This is a genomic window from Agrobacterium tumefaciens (genome assembly GCF_013337285.1).
Taxonomy (GTDB): Bacteria; Pseudomonadota; Alphaproteobacteria; order Rhizobiales; family Rhizobiaceae; genus Agrobacterium; species Agrobacterium burrii.
Genome location: NZ_SUPW01000005.1, coordinates 167,390 through 184,185 on the forward strand (window position 1 = coordinate 167,390; position 16,796 = coordinate 184,185).

General features: G+C 58.9%; 16 protein-coding genes and 1 riboswitch. Of the genes, 6 read left to right on the forward strand and 10 right to left on the reverse strand.

Annotated features, from left to right (window positions below):
• Window positions 1–2: 2 nt before the first annotated feature.
• Window positions 3–701: a tRNA (guanosine(37)-N1)-methyltransferase TrmD gene (gene trmD, locus FCH38_RS15480; protein ID WP_174374287.1), complete on the forward strand. Its 699-nt coding sequence runs from the start codon at window positions 3–5 to the stop codon at window positions 699–701.
• Here the strand turns inward: trmD and FCH38_RS15485 are convergent.
• The gene (locus tag FCH38_RS15485; protein ID WP_174374288.1) at window positions 683–1,429 is read right to left on the reverse strand and encodes a sulfite exporter TauE/SafE family protein; all 747 of its coding nucleotides are present in this window, start codon (window positions 1,427–1,429) and stop codon (window positions 683–685) included. The genes trmD and FCH38_RS15485 overlap by 19 nt on opposite strands.
• Window positions 1,430–1,696: 267 nt before the next feature.
• On the opposite strand from FCH38_RS15485, the gene rplS reads away from it, so the two are divergent.
• The 3 genes from rplS to FCH38_RS15500 all read left to right on the forward strand — a co-directional run bounded on the left by rplS (window position 1,697) and on the right by FCH38_RS15500 (window position 4,015).
• Window positions 1,697–2,263 (forward strand): 50S ribosomal protein L19, encoded by a 567-nt coding sequence (gene rplS / locus FCH38_RS15490; protein WP_149900461.1) that lies wholly within the window; start codon window positions 1,697–1,699, stop codon window positions 2,261–2,263.
• A gap of 124 nt (window positions 2,264–2,387) precedes the next feature.
• Entirely contained in the window at window positions 2,388–3,185 is a 798-nt protein-coding gene (locus FCH38_RS15495; protein WP_153515491.1) for a transporter substrate-binding domain-containing protein, read from the forward strand.
• Entirely contained in the window at window positions 3,182–4,015 is an 834-nt protein-coding gene (locus FCH38_RS15500; protein ID WP_371418888.1) for an amino acid ABC transporter permease, read from the forward strand. Before FCH38_RS15495 ends, FCH38_RS15500 begins: the two co-directional genes overlap by 4 nt.
• A gap of 48 nt (window positions 4,016–4,063) precedes the next feature.
• Here the strand turns inward: FCH38_RS15500 and FCH38_RS15505 are convergent, their stop codons facing one another.
• On the reverse strand, window positions 4,064–5,341 hold the full coding sequence (locus FCH38_RS15505; protein ID WP_174374289.1) for an MFS transporter: 1,278 nt from the start codon (window positions 5,339–5,341) through the stop codon (window positions 4,064–4,066).
• A 417-nt stretch (window positions 5,342–5,758) separates the two neighbouring features.
• Between FCH38_RS15505 and leuC the strand changes: the two genes are divergently transcribed.
• The gene (gene leuC / locus FCH38_RS15510; RefSeq protein WP_149900458.1) at window positions 5,759–7,168 is read left to right on the forward strand and encodes a 3-isopropylmalate dehydratase large subunit; all 1,410 of its coding nucleotides are present in this window, start codon (window positions 5,759–5,761) and stop codon (window positions 7,166–7,168) included.
• Window positions 7,169–7,227: 59 nt separating this feature from the next.
• Here leuC and FCH38_RS15515 read toward each other — a convergent pair whose 3' ends face one another.
• Entirely contained in the window at window positions 7,228–7,737 is a 510-nt protein-coding gene (locus tag FCH38_RS15515; protein ID WP_174374290.1) for a DinB family protein, read from the reverse strand.
• Between the two features lie 97 nt (window positions 7,738–7,834).
• Here FCH38_RS15515 and FCH38_RS15520 point away from each other — a divergent pair, with 97 nt between their 5' ends.
• On the forward strand, window positions 7,835–8,431 hold the full coding sequence (locus FCH38_RS15520) for a TetR/AcrR family transcriptional regulator (protein WP_174374383.1): 597 nt from the start codon (window positions 7,835–7,837) through the stop codon (window positions 8,429–8,431).
• 4 nt (window positions 8,432–8,435) lie between these two features.
• On the opposite strand, the gene FCH38_RS15525 is transcribed toward FCH38_RS15520, so the two are convergent.
• The 7 genes from FCH38_RS15525 to FCH38_RS15555 all read right to left on the reverse strand — a co-directional run bounded on the left by FCH38_RS15525 (window position 8,436) and on the right by FCH38_RS15555 (window position 16,731).
• The gene (locus FCH38_RS15525; protein ID WP_236776626.1) at window positions 8,436–9,896 is read right to left on the reverse strand and encodes a M48 family metalloprotease; all 1,461 of its coding nucleotides are present in this window, start codon (window positions 9,894–9,896) and stop codon (window positions 8,436–8,438) included.
• 307 nt (window positions 9,897–10,203) lie between these two features.
• On the reverse strand, window positions 10,204–10,920 hold the full coding sequence (locus FCH38_RS15530) for a thiamine ABC transporter ATP-binding protein (protein ID WP_174374292.1): 717 nt from the start codon (window positions 10,918–10,920) through the stop codon (window positions 10,204–10,206).
• Window positions 10,917–12,536, reverse strand: a complete 1,620-nt coding sequence (gene thiP, locus FCH38_RS15535) for a thiamine/thiamine pyrophosphate ABC transporter permease ThiP (protein ID WP_174374293.1) — start codon at window positions 12,534–12,536, stop codon at window positions 10,917–10,919. The genes FCH38_RS15530 and thiP overlap by 4 nt, the downstream gene beginning before the upstream one ends.
• A gap of 19 nt (window positions 12,537–12,555) precedes the next feature.
• The gene (gene thiB / locus FCH38_RS15540; RefSeq protein ID WP_174374294.1) at window positions 12,556–13,569 is read right to left on the reverse strand and encodes a thiamine ABC transporter substrate binding subunit; all 1,014 of its coding nucleotides are present in this window, start codon (window positions 13,567–13,569) and stop codon (window positions 12,556–12,558) included.
• 37 nt (window positions 13,570–13,606) lie between these two features.
• Window positions 13,607–13,717: riboswitch (TPP riboswitch) on the reverse strand.
• A 45-nt stretch (window positions 13,718–13,762) separates the two neighbouring features.
• Entirely contained in the window at window positions 13,763–14,155 is a 393-nt protein-coding gene (locus FCH38_RS15545; RefSeq protein WP_149900451.1) for a VOC family protein, read from the reverse strand.
• A 91-nt stretch (window positions 14,156–14,246) separates the two neighbouring features.
• Complete coding sequence (locus FCH38_RS15550) at window positions 14,247–16,073, reverse strand: ABC-F family ATP-binding cassette domain-containing protein (RefSeq protein WP_174374295.1); 1,827 nt, start codon at window positions 16,071–16,073, stop codon at window positions 14,247–14,249.
• A gap of 4 nt (window positions 16,074–16,077) precedes the next feature.
• Complete coding sequence (locus FCH38_RS15555; protein ID WP_174374296.1) at window positions 16,078–16,731, reverse strand: thiamine diphosphokinase; 654 nt, start codon at window positions 16,729–16,731, stop codon at window positions 16,078–16,080.
• Window positions 16,732–16,796: the final 65 nt, after the last annotated feature.

Here is a 16,796-nt window from a genome sequence, read left to right on the forward strand (position 1 = left end):
CCATGACTTTCAAGGCTACCGTTCTGACGCTCTACCCGGAAATGTTTCCGGGGCACTTGGGATATTCGCTGGCAGGCAAGGCGCTGGAGCGCGAGCAATGGTCGCTCGAGGCCGTACAAATCCGCGAATTCGCCACCGACAGACACAGAAGCGTCGACGACACGCCCGCGGGCGGCGGCGCCGGCATGGTGCTGAAACCCGATATTCTGGCCGCAGCCATCGACCATGTTTCGGATGGCGATACGCGGCCGCGCCTGCTGATGAGTCCGCGCGGCAAACCGCTATCGCAGAACCGCGTGCGCGAACTGGCGGCGGGTGAAGGCGCGATCATCATCTGCGGCCGTTTCGAAGGTGTAGATCAGCGGGTGATCGAGGCCCGTCGGCTGGAGGAGGTGTCGATCGGCGATTACATCCTCTCCGGTGGCGAACCGGCCGCGTTGACGCTTCTGGACGCCATCGTCCGCATACTTCCTGGTGTCATGGGCAACGATCTGTCCGGCGTGCATGAGAGCTTCGAAGGCGGACTGCTGGAACATCCACATTACACCCGCCCGCAGGTTTGGGAAGGCAGGGAAATTCCCGCCGTTCTCACCTCCGGCAACCATGCCGCCATCGAAAAATGGCGGCGCGAACAGGCGCTGGCGTTGACCCACGAAAGACGCCCCGACCTTCTCAAAAAAGCTCAGGCCGAGACGAAATAATAAGCTGTCAACACCAGCCCGACCGCAATCACCAGCCAGCGGATGATCCATTGCGGCACCCGCCTCGCGGTGTGAACGCCGACATAGCCGCCCAGTGCGGCTGCCGGAAACATGATGAGCGCAGCCCACCAGGACACGACCCCGCCGCTGACGAAGATCGTGATCGCTATGACGGCGATCACCACCGACAGCAGGTTCTTCAGCGCGTTCAGGTGATGATAGCTGCCGCCCGAGGTTATTCCGAGGATGGCCAGCATCATGATGCCCATGCCCGCTCCGAAAAAACCGCCATAGATGGAGGCGAGCCCCTGAAAGACGAGGCTCGGCAGATTGCCGGGTGAACGTTCGGCACTCGTCTTGGGCCGCAGCCACGGGCCGGCGGCGAAAACGGCGGTGGCGGCCAGCAGCAGCCATGGCACCAGCTGGCGGAAAGAGGGGTTGTCGAGCGACAGCAGCAGTAGAGACCCGGCCAGCCCGCCGACGACGGACACGGCTGACAGCAGGATCGCCTCGCGCCAATGCGCCCGGATTTCCGGCCCATAGGCGATAACGGAGGTAATATAGCCCGGAAACTGCACGATAGCCGATGTGGCATTGGCGACGATGGGCGGCAGACCGGCAAGCGTCATCGCCCCGAAGGTCAGGAAGGTGCCGCCACCGGCAATCGCATTGACGACGCCAGACAGAAAACCGGTCGCAAACAGCATAATAATGATAAAGATGGACATGGCCCCTCCCAAGGTTCTCATGCCATATCCGGCAAGACGCCGCTTCGCAACTGCTGCAACGCGACGCAGAATTGATAAAATTTTGTCATGAAAGGGATGACAAATGGCGCCTGCTAGTATATGTGCGCGCTTGGAATTGGGGTTTCCCCCTTTAACCGCAAGCAAAGAATGGTGAACCCGCTCCTGCCGCTAGGCATGATCCCAAGGCTTTGACCGAAGGATGAACGTTGAGCGCTCTGGCTGTTTCAGAAGAAATCAGAGGTTAATATGACCAATATCATTCAGCAGCTGGAAGCCGAACAGGCTGCCAAGATCGAAGCAAAGCGCACTCTGCCTGACTTTTCTCCGGGCGACACCCTGCGCGTCAACGTTCGCGTGACGGAAGGTACCCGTACCCGTGTTCAGGCTTACGAAGGCGTTTGCATTGCCCGTTCCGGCGGTGGCCTTTCCGAGAGCTTCACCGTTCGCAAGATCTCCTACGGTGAAGGCGTCGAGCGCGTATTCCCGATCTACTCCCCGCTGGTCGAAGGCGTTGAAATCGTTCGCCGCGGTAAGGTTCGCCGTGCGAAGCTTTACTACCTGCGCGATCGTCGCGGCAAGGCTGCCCGTATCGTTGAAAACACCGGTACGCGCGCCCGCAAGCTGAACGAGTCCGAGCGCCAGGCAGCAGCCGAAGAAAAGGCACGTCTGGAAGCCGAAAAGGTAGCAGCAGCGCAGGCTCTCGCCGCCGAAAAGGCAGCCGCCGAGGCAGCGGAAGCCAAGGCAGCAGCCGAAGCCGCAGAAGCCAAGGCAGCGGAAGAAGCAGCAAAGGCTGCGGAAACTGCAGCGGAATAAGATTTCCATTTAGATGGATTTACGGGAAAGGCGGTCTTCGGATCGCCTTTTTTGTTGCGTCGACGTGACTTGCGCGCGTTACGGCAAGCGTGCATTTTCAAAAAAATCGTTGCCGGAGCCTCCCATGATCGCCAGACGCCCATTTATTGCCGCCCTTGCCGCGCTTGCCATCATACCCACCCTCGCCGCCGCCGCCGATCTGCCGGATCTGAAGGGACGCGCCGTCGTCGTGGTCACGGAAAACGCCTATCCCCCGCTGCAATTCGTTGATCCGAAATCCGGCGAGGCCATCGGCTGGGAATATGACGCGATGAAGGAAATCGCCAAAAGGCTGAATTTCAAGCTGGAATATCAGAACACCTCCTGGGATGCGATGATACAGGCCGTTTCCGCCGGGCAATACGACACCGGCATGACCGGTATCAGCATCAAGGAAGACCGCATGCAAAAGGTGGATTTCTCAGCACCCTATATGCGCTCGGAAATGTTCATGCTCGTGCGGGCCGACGAGACCCGCTTCACCGATGCGAAGAGTTTCGCCGCCTTCGAAAAAGGTCTCGTCGGCGCACAGGCCGGCACGACGCCCTTCTATACCGCCGTTTATGACGTTCTCGATGGTAACGAACAGAACCCGCGTCTGCGGCTGATGGAAACCTTCGGCGCCAGCGTTCAGGCTCTGAAGACCGGCGATGTCGATCTGGTGCTCACCGACGGCGTCGCCGGCAAGGGGTATGTCGATGCTTCCAACGGCGCTCTGAAGCTGGTTGGCGAGCCATTGGGAGGAGACGATTTCGGCTTCATCTTCAAGAAGGGCTCCGATCTCGTCGCCCCTGTCAACGCCGCTATTGCAGCCCTGAAGGCGGACGGCACCTTTGCCGCGCTCGATAAGAAATGGTTCCTCGACTACAAGCTCGGTGAATGATGCTCCACGACGCTCCCGCACGACGGACTGCGCCACACGGCAAGAGCGAAGATTTTCCCTGGTGGCTGGTGGCGATCGTTTTGATCGGCATAGCCCTTGCCGTGGTGATCGCCATCAACGGCATTTACGCTCAGGTTTTCAGCACCGTCGCCAAGGGTATCGGCATCACGGTCTCCGTCACTCTCGCCGCTTTCACGCTGGCGGCACTGTTCGGCCTTGCTCTCGCGCTGGTCGGCATGGCCGACAATATCGTGCTGCGACAGGTTGCACGATTTTACATCGAGGTCGTTCGTGGCATCCCGATCATCGTCCTGCTATTCTACATCGCCTTCGTTGGCACGCCGGGGCTGGTGGCACTCTACAATTGGCTGACCTTGCCACTCGTCACCCATGGCTGGCTGGAGCCGTTGATGGTGCGGGACGTGTCTCTGACCTGGCGGGCGATCATCGCGCTGACGATCGGTTATGCCGCCTTCATCGCGGAAATTTTTCGCGCCGGCATACAGGCCGTTCCGGAAGGGCAGATCGAGGCGGCGAAGGCCTTGGGTTTTAGCCGTTACCGACGTTTCAGGCTGATTATCCTGCCACAGGCGATCCGGACGATCTTTCCGCCGCTTTCGAACGATTTCGTTTCGATGGTAAAAGACAGCTCGCTCGTCTCGGTGCTTGGCGTCACCGATATTACTCAAATGGGAAAAGTCTATGCGGCGGGTTCTTTCCGGTTTTTCGAGACCTATTCGATCGTCGCCTACATCTACCTGATCCTGACCATCGGCCTGTCGCTGATGTTGCGGCGGATCGAAAAGGCGATGCGCTCAAAACGCGGATAAGAAAAAGACGACAGCCGGCCGAACCGGCTGTCGTATTGATAAAGGAAATCAGGCCGCCTTGGCCTGATCACCCATTTTACGCGCGGCGATAATGACCAGCACACCAGCAAGCGCAAGGCAGAAGGCAAGGAAGAACATCGGCGCAATCGTGCTGCCGGTCTGATCCTTGATCCACGGCACCACATTCTGCGCCACGAAACCACCCAGATTGCCGACAGAGTTGATGGCGGCAATGCCAGCAGCCGCACCAGCACCCTTGAGGAAGCGACCTGGCAGGCTCCAGAACACCGGCTGGCCGGCAAAGATGCCTGCGGCGGCGATGCAGAGGAAGCTGAACTGCAACACCGGATCGCTGAGCAGCGCCGACATCAGCAGGCAAAACGAGCCGACGAAAGCAGGGCCGACGATGTAGGGCGTCTTGTTCTTCGCTTTGTCGGCAGCATTAGGCACGACAAACAGGGCGACGGCCACGATCACCCACGGGATGATGTTGATGAAACCGTTGGCGGTGTTGGAAACGCCGAAGCTCTTCACGATCGTCGGCAGCCAATAGCTGAGACCATAGGCCGCCAGCGGAAAGCCGACATAACAAAGGGCCATGAACAGCACGCGGGGATTGATCAGTGCCTTGAAGCCATCCTCCGCATGTTCTTCCATGCCCTTGTTTTCTTCAGCCAGCCGGTTCTTCAGCCAGTCCTTTTCGTCCTGCGTCAGAAACTTCGCCTTTTCCGGCGTATCATCCAGATAAAAGAAGGTAACGACGCCGGCAATGACCGCGGGAACGCCCGTCGCCAGGAACACCCATTCCCATCCGGCATAACCGAGGAAACCATCGAGATCGAGCAGCATGCCGCCAAGCGGCGCGCCGATGGCATTGGCAAGCGCGCTGAAAATCATGAACAGGCCGATCATGCGGCCGCGATAATCACGCGGGAACCACAGCGTCATCAAAAACAGCACGCCGGGAAAGAAGCCAGCCTCGCAAAGCCCGAGCAGGAAGCGCAGGATGTAGAACATCGTCGCGTTCTGCGTATAGGCAAGCGCAATGGTGACCGCACCCCAGGAAACCAGAATGCGGGCAAACCATTTGCTGGCGCCGAAACGGTTGAGGAACAGGTTACTCGGAACCTCAAAGAGAAAATAACCGATGAAAAACAGCGACGCACCAAGACCATAGGCATATTCGCTGAGGCTGAGCGCATCGACCATCTGCAGCTTGGCATAGCTGACATTCTGCCGGTCGATATAGGCGATGAGATAAAGAAGGCCTAGAAACGGCATCAGCCGCCAGGTGATCTTCGAGATAAGGGCTTTTTCGGATACCATATGCTTTTCCCTCCCTTCGATTGCTCGTCGAAATGCAAATGATAAGGGGACCCATCTATATGTGCAGCGCAAAATACGCAAGTTGCACCGCACCATAGCCAGTGGGACATGCTTTAAGACAGGCTATCTACTCTTGACGCAGTGCATATGAATAACGCTGGCCAGATCCTTTGAACGGCAGCGCGCATTCATATTGCCGTAAAACCGTCGATCTGCTATTAAAGTTGCCATGGGATCTAAATTCGGATGTCTCGCTCAGAATGTTTATGTGCTGCAGGACCACAAGCGTCTGCCGGCACGGTTCTTTGCGCGCGTTTCCGGGGCGCTCACCAGCCGACTTAGGCTCGCCTGACAGCACCTGCTGTCCATCGCCTTACTGAACCCTGATTACCCTTTTCCATGACAAGGCATAGAGCCATGAGCGCACCCCGCACTTTGTATGATAAAATCTGGGACGACCACGTCGTCAATCGTGACCCGGACGGAACCTGTCTTCTCTATATCGATCGTCACCTGGTCCATGAGGTGACAAGCCCGCAGGCCTTCGAGGGGCTGCGCATCGCCGGTCGTCCGGTCCATTCTCCCACCCGCACGCTCGCCGTGGTCGACCATAACGTTCCCACCACCGCCGATCGGCTGGAAGGCATCAAGAACGAGGAGAGCCGTATTCAGGTGGAAACACTGGCGCAAAACGCCAGTGATTTCGGCGTTGAATATTATTCCGAGCGCGACAAGCGCCAGGGCATCGTCCACATCGTCGGCCCCGAACAGGGTTTCACCCTGCCGGGCATGACGATCGTCTGCGGCGATAGCCACACCTCCACCCACGGCGCTTTCGGCGCGCTCGCCCACGGCATCGGCACGTCGGAAGTCGAGCATGTTCTGGCCACCCAGACGCTGATCCAGAAAAAGGCCAAGAACATGCTGGTGCGTGTTGACGGCAAGGTTCCGGAGGGCGTGACCGCCAAGGATATCATCCTCGCCATCATCGGCGAGATCGGGACGGCCGGCGGCACCGGCCACGTTATCGAATTTGCCGGCGAGGCGATCCGGTCGCTTTCCATGGAAGGCCGCATGACGGTTTGCAACATGACGATCGAAGGCGGTGCCCGCGCCGGTCTGGTCGCACCTGATGAGACCACCTTCGATTACATCAAGGACAAGCCGCGTGCACCCAAGGGCGAGACGCTGGAACAGGCAATCGCCTATTGGAAGACGCTGAAATCCGACGAAGGCGCCCATTACGACAAGGTCGTGGTGCTGGACGCAGCCAATCTACCGCCCATCGTCTCCTGGGGCTCATCACCTGAGGACGTGACCTCCGTTGAAGGCATCGTTCCCAATCCTGACGATATCGAGGAAGAAAACAAGCGCACGTCCAAGTGGCGCGCACTGGAATATATGGGTCTGCAACCCGGCACCCGCATCACCGATATCGCCATCGACCGCGTCTTCATCGGCTCCTGCACCAATGGCCGCATCGAGGATTTGCGCGCAGCAGCAAAGATCGTCGATGGTCGCAAGGTAGCTTCGACCGTCTCTGCCATGATCGTGCCGGGCTCCGGTCTGGTCAAGGAACAGGCGGAACAGGAAGGTCTGGACAAGATTTTCCTCGACGCCGGTTTCGAATGGCGCGAACCGGGTTGTTCCATGTGCCTTGCCATGAACGACGACCGCCTGAAGCCCGGCGAACGCTGTGCCTCCACCTCGAACCGCAATTTCGAGGGCCGTCAGGGTTACAAGAGCCGCACCCACCTCGTCTCCCCCGCCATGGCGGCGGCGGCGGCCATCGCCGGTCATTTCGTTGATGTGCGCGAGTGGCAATAAGAGCCTGAAGCCACTCATCAGACAAGCCATCCGCCCCCCAAACCGGGGCGGGTGGCTTTTTATTGTGTGCCCTGCAAACGCCGTTGTGGCTGCGTTCCGTGCACGAACACGGCAAACGTATCCCACGGCGGCGTAATGGAGAGCTGGCTCAGGATGCGCGCAACCTCGCCTCGGTGAATGCCGGCATGCAAGACTATGTGTGAGATCATTTCGGCACGGGACATGTAACCTCTGTCGCCATCGGTGAAGGTGAAGGCGACAAATTCGCCAAGCGATGCAGGCGATGTTTTCTCGATATAGTCGAGATACCAGCCGTCCAGAGCTGCGACATCCCTTGCAAGATCATTCAATTCCGGCGTTGCCTCGGTATTGTCAGAGACAAAGCCATGCGCCGTTCCGGTGAGGTGGCCCGCAAAAATTCTCGCGACGACATGGTAGTGATTGATCAACCGAATTGCCGTGTGCCGTTCGGATATATTTTGCTCGGGGTCGAGCTGTTGCAGCTTCTCGAACAAATCCCTGTTCGCCCATGCGTGATAGCCGAGCAAACTCCTGAGCAGATCCCTCATGACAATATCCTTTACATCCTGAAAATGTGAGCACTATGTTTATATTTTCGTCATGGAGGATGCCTTGTCTACTCGCATTGCAAAACGGAAGACTGCGATGCGTAAAGAGCCGCGCCAAGAGCGTTCAAAAGCCACCGTTGATGCCGTCGTCCACGCGGCGGCTCGCATTTTAAGCGATCATGGCTGGGCGGGTTTCACCACCAACAGGGTGGCGGAAACCGCAGGTGTCAGCATCGGCTCGCTGTATCAATATTTCCCGGACAAGATTTCGATTGTCGAAGCGGTGCGCCGTCGCCACCTTGAAGATTGCCTCGCAGTCATGAAGAGCGTCACTCAGCAACGACAGCCGCTCCTCAAATTCGTTGAAGATCTGGTGGCCGGCATGATTGCTGTCCACAGCCTCCATCCCGGCCTTCATAAAGTCCTGCTGGATGACGCGCCGAGCCACGCGGGAACAAACGATCCCAACAGCGCTTTCGAAAAGGAATATCTCGGTCTTTATTCGGCAGCGATAACGGCCTACATGCCAGCCGGTTCAACGGCGGACAGCCGGACTGCCGCTCTGATCGTGTCCGACGCCATTGACGGCATCATTCACAACGCCGCACGGCGCGGGGAATTGCAGTCACCCAGGATCAGGCGGGAAATGATCTCACTCGTTCACGCCTACCTGTGTGACGTAACGGCCAGGTGAGACCTCATTCCGAAATGATCTTCACCCGCTGGCCTGGCTGAAGCGTGGCGGTGGCGCTCATCGCATTGATCATGCGGAACATGTCAAGCTTGCGCTCGGTTCCCATCATTCGCGCAGCGATCGTCGCCACGGTTTCGCCGGGCTTCACCGTCACCACCCGCACCCGCAGAGGCTTCAGTGCCGCGATCTCCGGCGGCGTCATCTTGCGGAAGCTCGTGCGCAGCACGTTTGCGATGGAATCAAGCTGGGCATTGCCCTTCGGCACCGCCGTCAGGAACCGGAATATCTGCTGGCCGACACGAATGACGGTCACGTCGAAATCCCATTTGTCGGCCGTCGCCCGGGCTGTGGCAGCCTCCAGACCGTTGATCTGCGTTTCCTTGACGGTTTCCGGCAGCAGACCGGCAACCCAGCCGCTGGTCAGGTAGTTCGCAAGGGTGGTCTGTTTCGGATCGGCTACACCGTCGAAACGGATCGCCACATCGCCTGGTCCCGTCGCCAGAACGGCTTCCACCTTGTTGTCGATGACAAAACCTTCCGGCACGTCGAAACGGATACCGAGTGTTCCATGCAGGAACGTCTGGCCCCGGACATACCCCTCCTGCGGGCTGTCGCCGTAAAGCAGGCCGTCTATGCCATCCAGAAACCAGTCGCGGCCACGATCTCCAACCTGACCATCCTGGCCGAAGGCGCGGGCGTGCCGGCGCGCAAGCTCGATGCGCTGCGGCGTGTTGGGATGGCTGGAAAGGAAGTCGAGGCTCTGGTCGTTTTCAGGGTCGGCCGAGGAAAACCGCGCATAGGCCGCCATGGAATCCAGAAAGCGCGGCGATGCGAAGGGGTCGTAACCGGCCTCGCCCAACATGCGCACACCGATGACATCCGCTTGCAATTCCTGCTGGCGCGAGAAAGCGGCGAGCCGCAGTTTGCCGCGTGCCAGCGCCTGCTTGCCGGCCAGATCGCTCGATAGAACCTCGGCGACCACACGGCTGGCGATAACCTCCGCCTCTTCGCGGCGCTGGCGCTCGATGCCGTGATTGGCGGTGACATGGCCCATCTCATGCGAAAGCACGGCAGCCACTTCAGAGGCGTCATTGGCGAGCGCCAGAAGCCCGCGCGTCACGTAAAGATACCCGCCCGGCAACGCAAAGGCGTTGATGGCAGGCGAGTTCAAGATGGTGATGCGATAGGACTGCTGTGGATTTTCCGACACGGCCGTCAGCGCGCCGGCGATGCGGGCAACAAGCCGCTCCGTTTTGGCGTCACGATATTCGCCACCATAACTCGCCACGATGCGCGGATGTTCGCGCGCGCCCATCTGCGCACGGGGATCGTTCTTCTGCACCTCTTCCACGGTCTGCGGATTGTCTGACGGGCGCAATGTGGACTGGTAAGCCGGGCTGAACAGGGATTGGCACGACGACAGGAACACGGCGGACGCCGTCAGCAAGGACCAGGCAGCAGCCATCCTGCCCGAACGGCGAAGGCCTGAACGGGAGAAGAGCCTCCACTGTGCAGTCATGCTATTTCTCATTCTCTATGCCTGCCCCTAACGTTCCTGATCATCCGTTAATTGCAGACCAGAATAACAGATTCGCCCCAACGAGCCATGAATGCCGATACGGTAAAAACGATCCATCAAGTCCGGAATATTCCTGAAGAACGCAATAATTCCCGTCTTTTCTCGGGCAACAACTTGAAACTGGCAAGTGCAAATTAGCGCCATTGAAGTCATCTAAAGCGATTGCCAGCGGCACGCGTCGAAAATAAGGCGATCAGCCCTTCAGGAAACTGTCCACCGCCTTCACATTTTGTGTGGCGAAGAAATCCGTGGTCGGGCCGGTGTAGACAACGCGGCCGCGATCAAGAAAAACCACAAGCTGCGCCAGTTTTTTTATGTCGTCGGGATGGTGCGAGACAATAATCACCGTATTTTTTGTTTCAGCATGCAAGTCGAGAAGCAGGGAGGTCATGCCCGACCGCAGTCCCGGATCGAGCGCGGCGAAGGGCTCATCCAATAGCATGACCGTTTTTTTCCTCACCAGCGCACGCGCCAGCGCCGCCCTTTGTCTTTCGCCGCCGGAAAGCGTGCCCGGCAGGCGCTTGTCAAAACCCGCAAGACCAACACGCGCCAGCGCCATCTCGATGTTTTGCCGGTCTTCCGCTTGCAATTTCAGCCCCGGACTGACGCCGAGCGCGACGTTGGTAAAAATATCGAGATGGGCGAAAAGATTATTGTCCTGAAAGATCGATGAGACCGGTCTTTCGGAAGGATCGAGCGCCGTCATGTCCCGCCCGCCGATCACCACGCGGCCGGAATCCGGCACCTCGAAACCGGCGACCAGATTGAGAAGCGTCGACTTGCCCGAACCGGATGCGCCGACCACGGCGGTCACCTGGCCCTGCGGAAAGGTGCAATCCAGATCGAAATCCTGCGTTCCGAGCCGCAGCCTGACCTTGTCCAGCTGAACTGCGAAATCATCGCCAGTCATGTGCTTGCCTTTGCTGATTGCCGTGAAACGCCGCCCGCAGCAAGCAGCAGGCAGACGACACCGAGGATGAACGCATATCCGGCGGCGTCATTGGTGCGGTAACTGCCCATATTGCTGTAAACCAGCCATGGCAAGGTGATGAAATTTTCCGACCCGAACAGGGCAACCGCCCCGAGATCACCAAGCGACAGCGCCATGGCGAAGGAAAACGCCATAACCAAAGGCCGCCACAGAACCGGCAGATCGGCAAATCGTAGCCGCGTCAACCCCTGAAGCCCGAGACTGGCGGAGAGCCGGCCGGTTCGCAGAAAATGGCTGGTAAAGGCCGGCTCCAATACCCGCATGGCAAGCGGCAGCGCCATCAGCATATTGATGATCGCTACGAGAACGGGCGCATAAAAGCTGACGTCACCGAAGGGCCGCAACAACAGAAACCATCCGCTTCCGAGCACAACAGGCGGCACCAGCAGTACAAGCGAAGACCCCGCGCCGAGCGTGGCGGACAGAAAGCGCAACGGCTGAATCGCCTGCCGCCGTGAACCAACGGCCTGACGGGCACTGATGATCGCAAAACAGCAGAGCACGACGAGAGTTGCGGAGAGCGCGGCGATGGCAAGGCTGGTCGCCGCCGCGCGCATAAAGATCGATGCTGACAGAAGCCGCGGCAGATCGGCGCTCAAGCCTGAGACGGCTATGGCCACAAGCGGCAGGCCAACCAGCAGAACGGCAAGAACGATTGCCGCCCCATCCCAAATGCGTGCGCCAACCCCTCTGCCATCGAAGCGACGAAGGGGCCGCCCAAGCGAGGCGATTTCCCCGTCCGGCGATAGCAGAAAGGCCAAGAATCCGAGCAAAACTCCGGTGAGAACAATCTGCAGGACCGAAAGCGCAATCGCCCGCTGCGGATCGAAATCGAACCGCAGCGCCTGATAGATCGCCACCTCCAGTGTCGTGGCCGCTGGGCCGCCACCAAGCAGCAGCACCAGCGTAAAGCTGGTGGCGCACAGCATGAAGACAAGTCCGGCAATACCGGGAACAAGCCGCGAAATCGCCGGCCATTCGATGAAGCGGAAAGTCGAAACCGGCCCCATGCCTAGGCTTGCCGCCATGCGCCAATATTCCCCCGGAATACGTTCCAGCCCGACCAGCATCAACCGCACGCAAAGCGGCAGATTGAAGAACACATGGGCAATAAGAATCCCGGAAAGACCGTAAATGCTGAAGGGTTGCTCCGCGCCGGCAAAAACAAGAGCCGTATTCAAAACACCCTGCCTGCCCCAGATGGCGATAATGCCGAATGCGCCGACAATGACCGGCAGCCCCATCGGCACCGCCATCAGCCGGATGATCCAGATCCGCCCCGGAAAGTCGCGTCGCCGCGCAAGCGCCAGCGCTACCGGTATACCAAGAACAATAGAAAGAAGAGTGGAAAGCGTTGCCTGATAAAGCGTGAAACGCAGGATGCGCAGCGTATAGGCATCCATGATGCCCGCAACCGATGCACCGGCATCGAAAGACAAAAGAGCCGCAACGCCGAGCGCCATGAACAGGAAAACGGCGGCAAAGGCCGCCGTCCCGAAAATAATCGACCGTCGGTAATCGCGACGCAGCATCATGCGCAGGCGTGCCTCTTCCTCAATTCATGCTCATGGCGGCAAGCCATTCGTCGATCCACGCCTTGCGGTTCTTCGCCACCTCTTCCGGGTCCATCAGGAAGGTCTTGGCAGGCACGACGAGTTTGGAAAACGCCTCGGGCAACGGCTTGGACGTTGCCGCAACCGGCATCATCCAGTTGTTTTCCGGAATGGCGTCCTGAAAACCTGATGTGAGCGTGAAAGCAAGAAACTGCTTCGCCAACTCCTTGTGCGGCGCGTTTTTAAGCAGGCCGGACACTTCGATCTGGATGTAATGCCCCTCCGAGAAGGAGGCTGCCTGATAACGATCCGTCTTTTCCGCAACCATGTGATAAGCGGGCGAGGTGGTGTAGGAAAGCACCATCGGCACCTCACCCTTGGTGAAGAGACCATAGGATTCCGACCAGCCCGGCGTTACGGTGAGAATGCGTTTCCGGAGCTTGGCCCAAGCCTCCGGGGCCTTGTCGCCGTAAACGGATTTTACCCACAACAGCAGACCAAGGCCCGGCGTGGAGGTTCGCGGGTCCTGAATGGCGATCTTCTGCGAAGGGTCGCCTTCCACCAGTTCCTTCAGGCTCGTCGGCGGATTTTTTATCGTCTGCGTGTCATAGATGACTGCGAAATGACCGTAGTCGTAAGGGACGAAAACATCATCCTTGTAACCACCCGGCACCTTGGCCGCCGATGCATCGATGCCACTGACATCGAAAAGGCCGGTCTGCTTCGCTTCCGCGACAAGGTTGGTATCGAGACCGAGCACCACATCCGCCTTGGACCCCGCACCTTCCAGCTTCAGGCGGTTGAGCAGTGCCACGCCATCCGCCACACCGACGAAATTGACCGTGCAGTTGCAAACCTTCTCGAAGGCTTCTTTCACTTTGGGACCGGGACCCCATTCGGAAACGAAGCTTTCATAGGTATAGACGGTGAGTTCCTGTCGATCCTGCGCGGTGGCAAGAGCGGGCAGAAACAGCGAAACGGCAACGATGGAATTCAGGAAAAGACGACGGCGCACGGGTATCTCCTCAAAACAAAAAGGGAAATAGCCGCCTGCCTTGAAGCCGTCTAATCCCTCCGCCGGTATGAACCGGATCAGGTTCTTCGGGTTGGCAAGCCTCTCAGCCTTTTGCGCGCAAGCACAAAAGACACCCCGTTAGATCATGATGAAGATGTAGTCTCGCCGTCAGCGATTGGCAAGATGGCTACGGTCAACCCTGCGCCGTCATATGCACCAGTTCCCAGACGTGACCGTCCGGATCCTGAAAACTGCCGGCATACATGAAGCCGTGATCCTGAACGGGTTTCCAGCTGCTGCCGCCGGAAGCGAGCGCGGTTGCGATCATCCGGTCGATTTCCTCGCGGCTTCCTGCCGAAAGACAGGTCAGCACTTCCGTACTCTGCTTCGCATCGGCAATGTCGCCATTGATGAAATCGCGAAAACGCTCTTCCTGAAGCAGCATCACGAAGATGTTTTCCTCCACGATCATGCAGAGCGTGCGATCGTCAGAATATTCCGGATTGAAGCTGAAACCGAGCGCCGTGAAGAAGCTTTTCGATGTCTCGATATTCTTCACGGGCAGGTTGACGAAGATCATGCGCATTTTTTGAACTCCTCCGAACCGGCACAGGAAACGGCAATTTTGCCGTCCTGTCAAAGGCGGATGACGCCTCGTTCAAGAAACCCCGTCGCAATCAGCCTTCCATTTCCTCGCGCAGCATCTCCAGCTCCAGCCATTCCTCTTCCATGGTCTCGAGCTTTTCGCGCAGCTTGGTCATTTCCTGCGCCAGCGTGTTGAAGACGGCCGGGTCCTTGGCGAAGAGGTCAGGGTCGGCCATACGCTGCTCGCGTTTTGCGATTTCGCCCTGCGTCTTTTCCATCTCCTTCGGCAGATTTTCGAGCGCGAATTTCTGCTTGAAGGAGAGCTTGCCCTTGGCCTTTGACGTATCCTGCGCGGCGGAAGTGGAAGGTGTGGCCTTCGCCTTTTCCTGCCTCTCAGCCTTGCGTTTTTCCTCCGCAGCACCCTTGCGCTGCGCCATCATATCCGAATAACCCCCGGCATATTCGATCCAGCGCCCGTCCGGCTGGTCCGGATTGGCGGGCGCAATGGTGGAGGTGACGGTGCGGTCGAGGAAATCGCGGTCATGGCTGACGAGGATGACAGTGCCGGAAAAACCCGCAACGATTTCCTGCAACAGATCGAGCGTTTCGATATCGAGATCGTTGGTCGGCTCGTCGAGGATCAGAAGGTTGGTCGGTCGCGCCAGAATGCGCGCCAGTATAAGCCGGGCGCGCTCGCCGCCGGAAAGGTTGCGGATCGGCGTGCGGGCCTGTTCCGGCTGGAACAGGAAATCCTTCATGTAGCCCGTCACATGCTTCACTTCGCCATTGACCAGCAGATTGTCACCCCGGCCATCGGTCAGGTAATGCGCAAGCGTTTCGGTTGGATTGAGATCCTCGCGCTTCTGGTCAAGCGTCGCGATCTCCAGATTGGTGCCGAGCTTCACCGTGCCGCTATCGGGCTGAAGCTCGCCGGTCAGCATCTTCAAAAGCGTGGTTTTGCCGGCGCCATTCGGGCCGACAAGGCCAATGCAATCGCCGCGATGCACCCGCAGTGAAAACGGCGCGATGATTAGCCGCTCGCCGTAAGACTTGGTGATGGCCTCTGCCTCGATGACCAGCTTGCCCGACTCGCGCCCTTCGGTGACGGTCGCCTGCACCGAGCCCTGCGGCCCCTTGTGGCCGCGATAATCCGCACGCATGGCCTGAAGCTCGCCGACGCGGCGCATATTGCGCTTTCGCCGCGCGGTTACGCCATAACGCATCCAATGCTCTTCGCGCTCGATAGCCTTGCCGAGCTTGTGCTGCTCCAGTTCTTCCTCTTCCAGCACCTTGTCGCGCCATTCCTCGAAATGCGCAAAACCGCGATTGAGGCGGCGGGACTGGCCGCGATCGAGCCACACTGTCGAAGTCGAGACTTTTTCGAGAAAACGCCGGTCGTGCGAAATCAGCACCAGCGCGCTGCGCGTCTGCTGCAATTCGCTTTCAAGCCATTCGATGGTCGGCAGGTCCAGATGGTTGGTCGGTTCGTCCAGCATCAGAATATCGGGTTCCGGCGCCATGACGCGGGCAAGCGCCACACGCCGCGCTTCGCCGCCGGAAAGGCTTGCCGGATTTTCCTGCCCCGTCAGCCCCAGATGCTCAAGCAGGTAAGTCACGCGATAGGGATCATCGCCGGGACCAAGCCCCGCTTCGGCATAAGCTTGCACGGTGTCGTAACCGGCAAAATCAGGCGACTGCTCCAGATAACGGATGGTGGCGGAGGGATGGCGGAAAACCTCGCCCGACTGCGCCTCGACCAGACCGGCAGCAATCTTCATCAGGGTCGACTTGCCCGAACCGTTGCGCCCGACAAGGCAGATGCGGTCGCCCGGCTCCACCTGAAAATTGGCGCCGTCGAGCAGCGGGGTTACGCCGAACGTCAGCTTGATGTCGTCGAGTTTCAAAATAGGGGGTGCCAAGGTGTCAGGCTCCGGTCAGATCATAGGGGCGAGCGAGCACGATGGCTTTGCCGCTTTTCAGCGAAAAATGCACAGGGCCGCCATTTGCGACATTGGAAATAGTGCGGGAGGAACCGAAAGCAAGCGCAAAATCCACGAGCGGATAACGCACATTGCCGATATCAAGCCCCGCAAGGGCGGTAAAACCGGCCACCGAAAACAGTGAAGCGGGTGGCAGATCGACATCCAGCGAACCGGGAAGCAGCGGCCGGGCCTCCTCTTCACCTGACGTCAGCGTTACCTCGATACCCCGTTCGGCGAGCGCCACAGCGTACAGAAGGTGCTGAAGCGCGTGGTCGCTTCTTTCTCCCCCAAGTGCGCCAACCAGCAGCAGCGAACGGGCGCCGCGAGCTAAGGCCTCGGAGACCGCAATCTCGCCATCGGTCACGGCCTTTGCGGCCGGGTATGGCTGCCGCTCCACATCGGGCCAGGCGTCCAGCAGGTCGTTGCTGGCGGAATCGAAATCCCCCACCCATAGTTCCGGCGTAAGGCCAAGCGGTTCTGCATGGCGCATCCCGCCGTCAGCCGCGATCACGCGGCTATCCGCAACCGCCAGCTTCAGGCGGTCGGTCACCGTGACATCGCCGCCAAGCAGAATGGTGAAGCGCTCTTTATCCATGCCCTGCCTTATCGCACCTCGGCCAAAAAGGGAAAGCCGAAACCCGATGAAATCAGCCTATATTG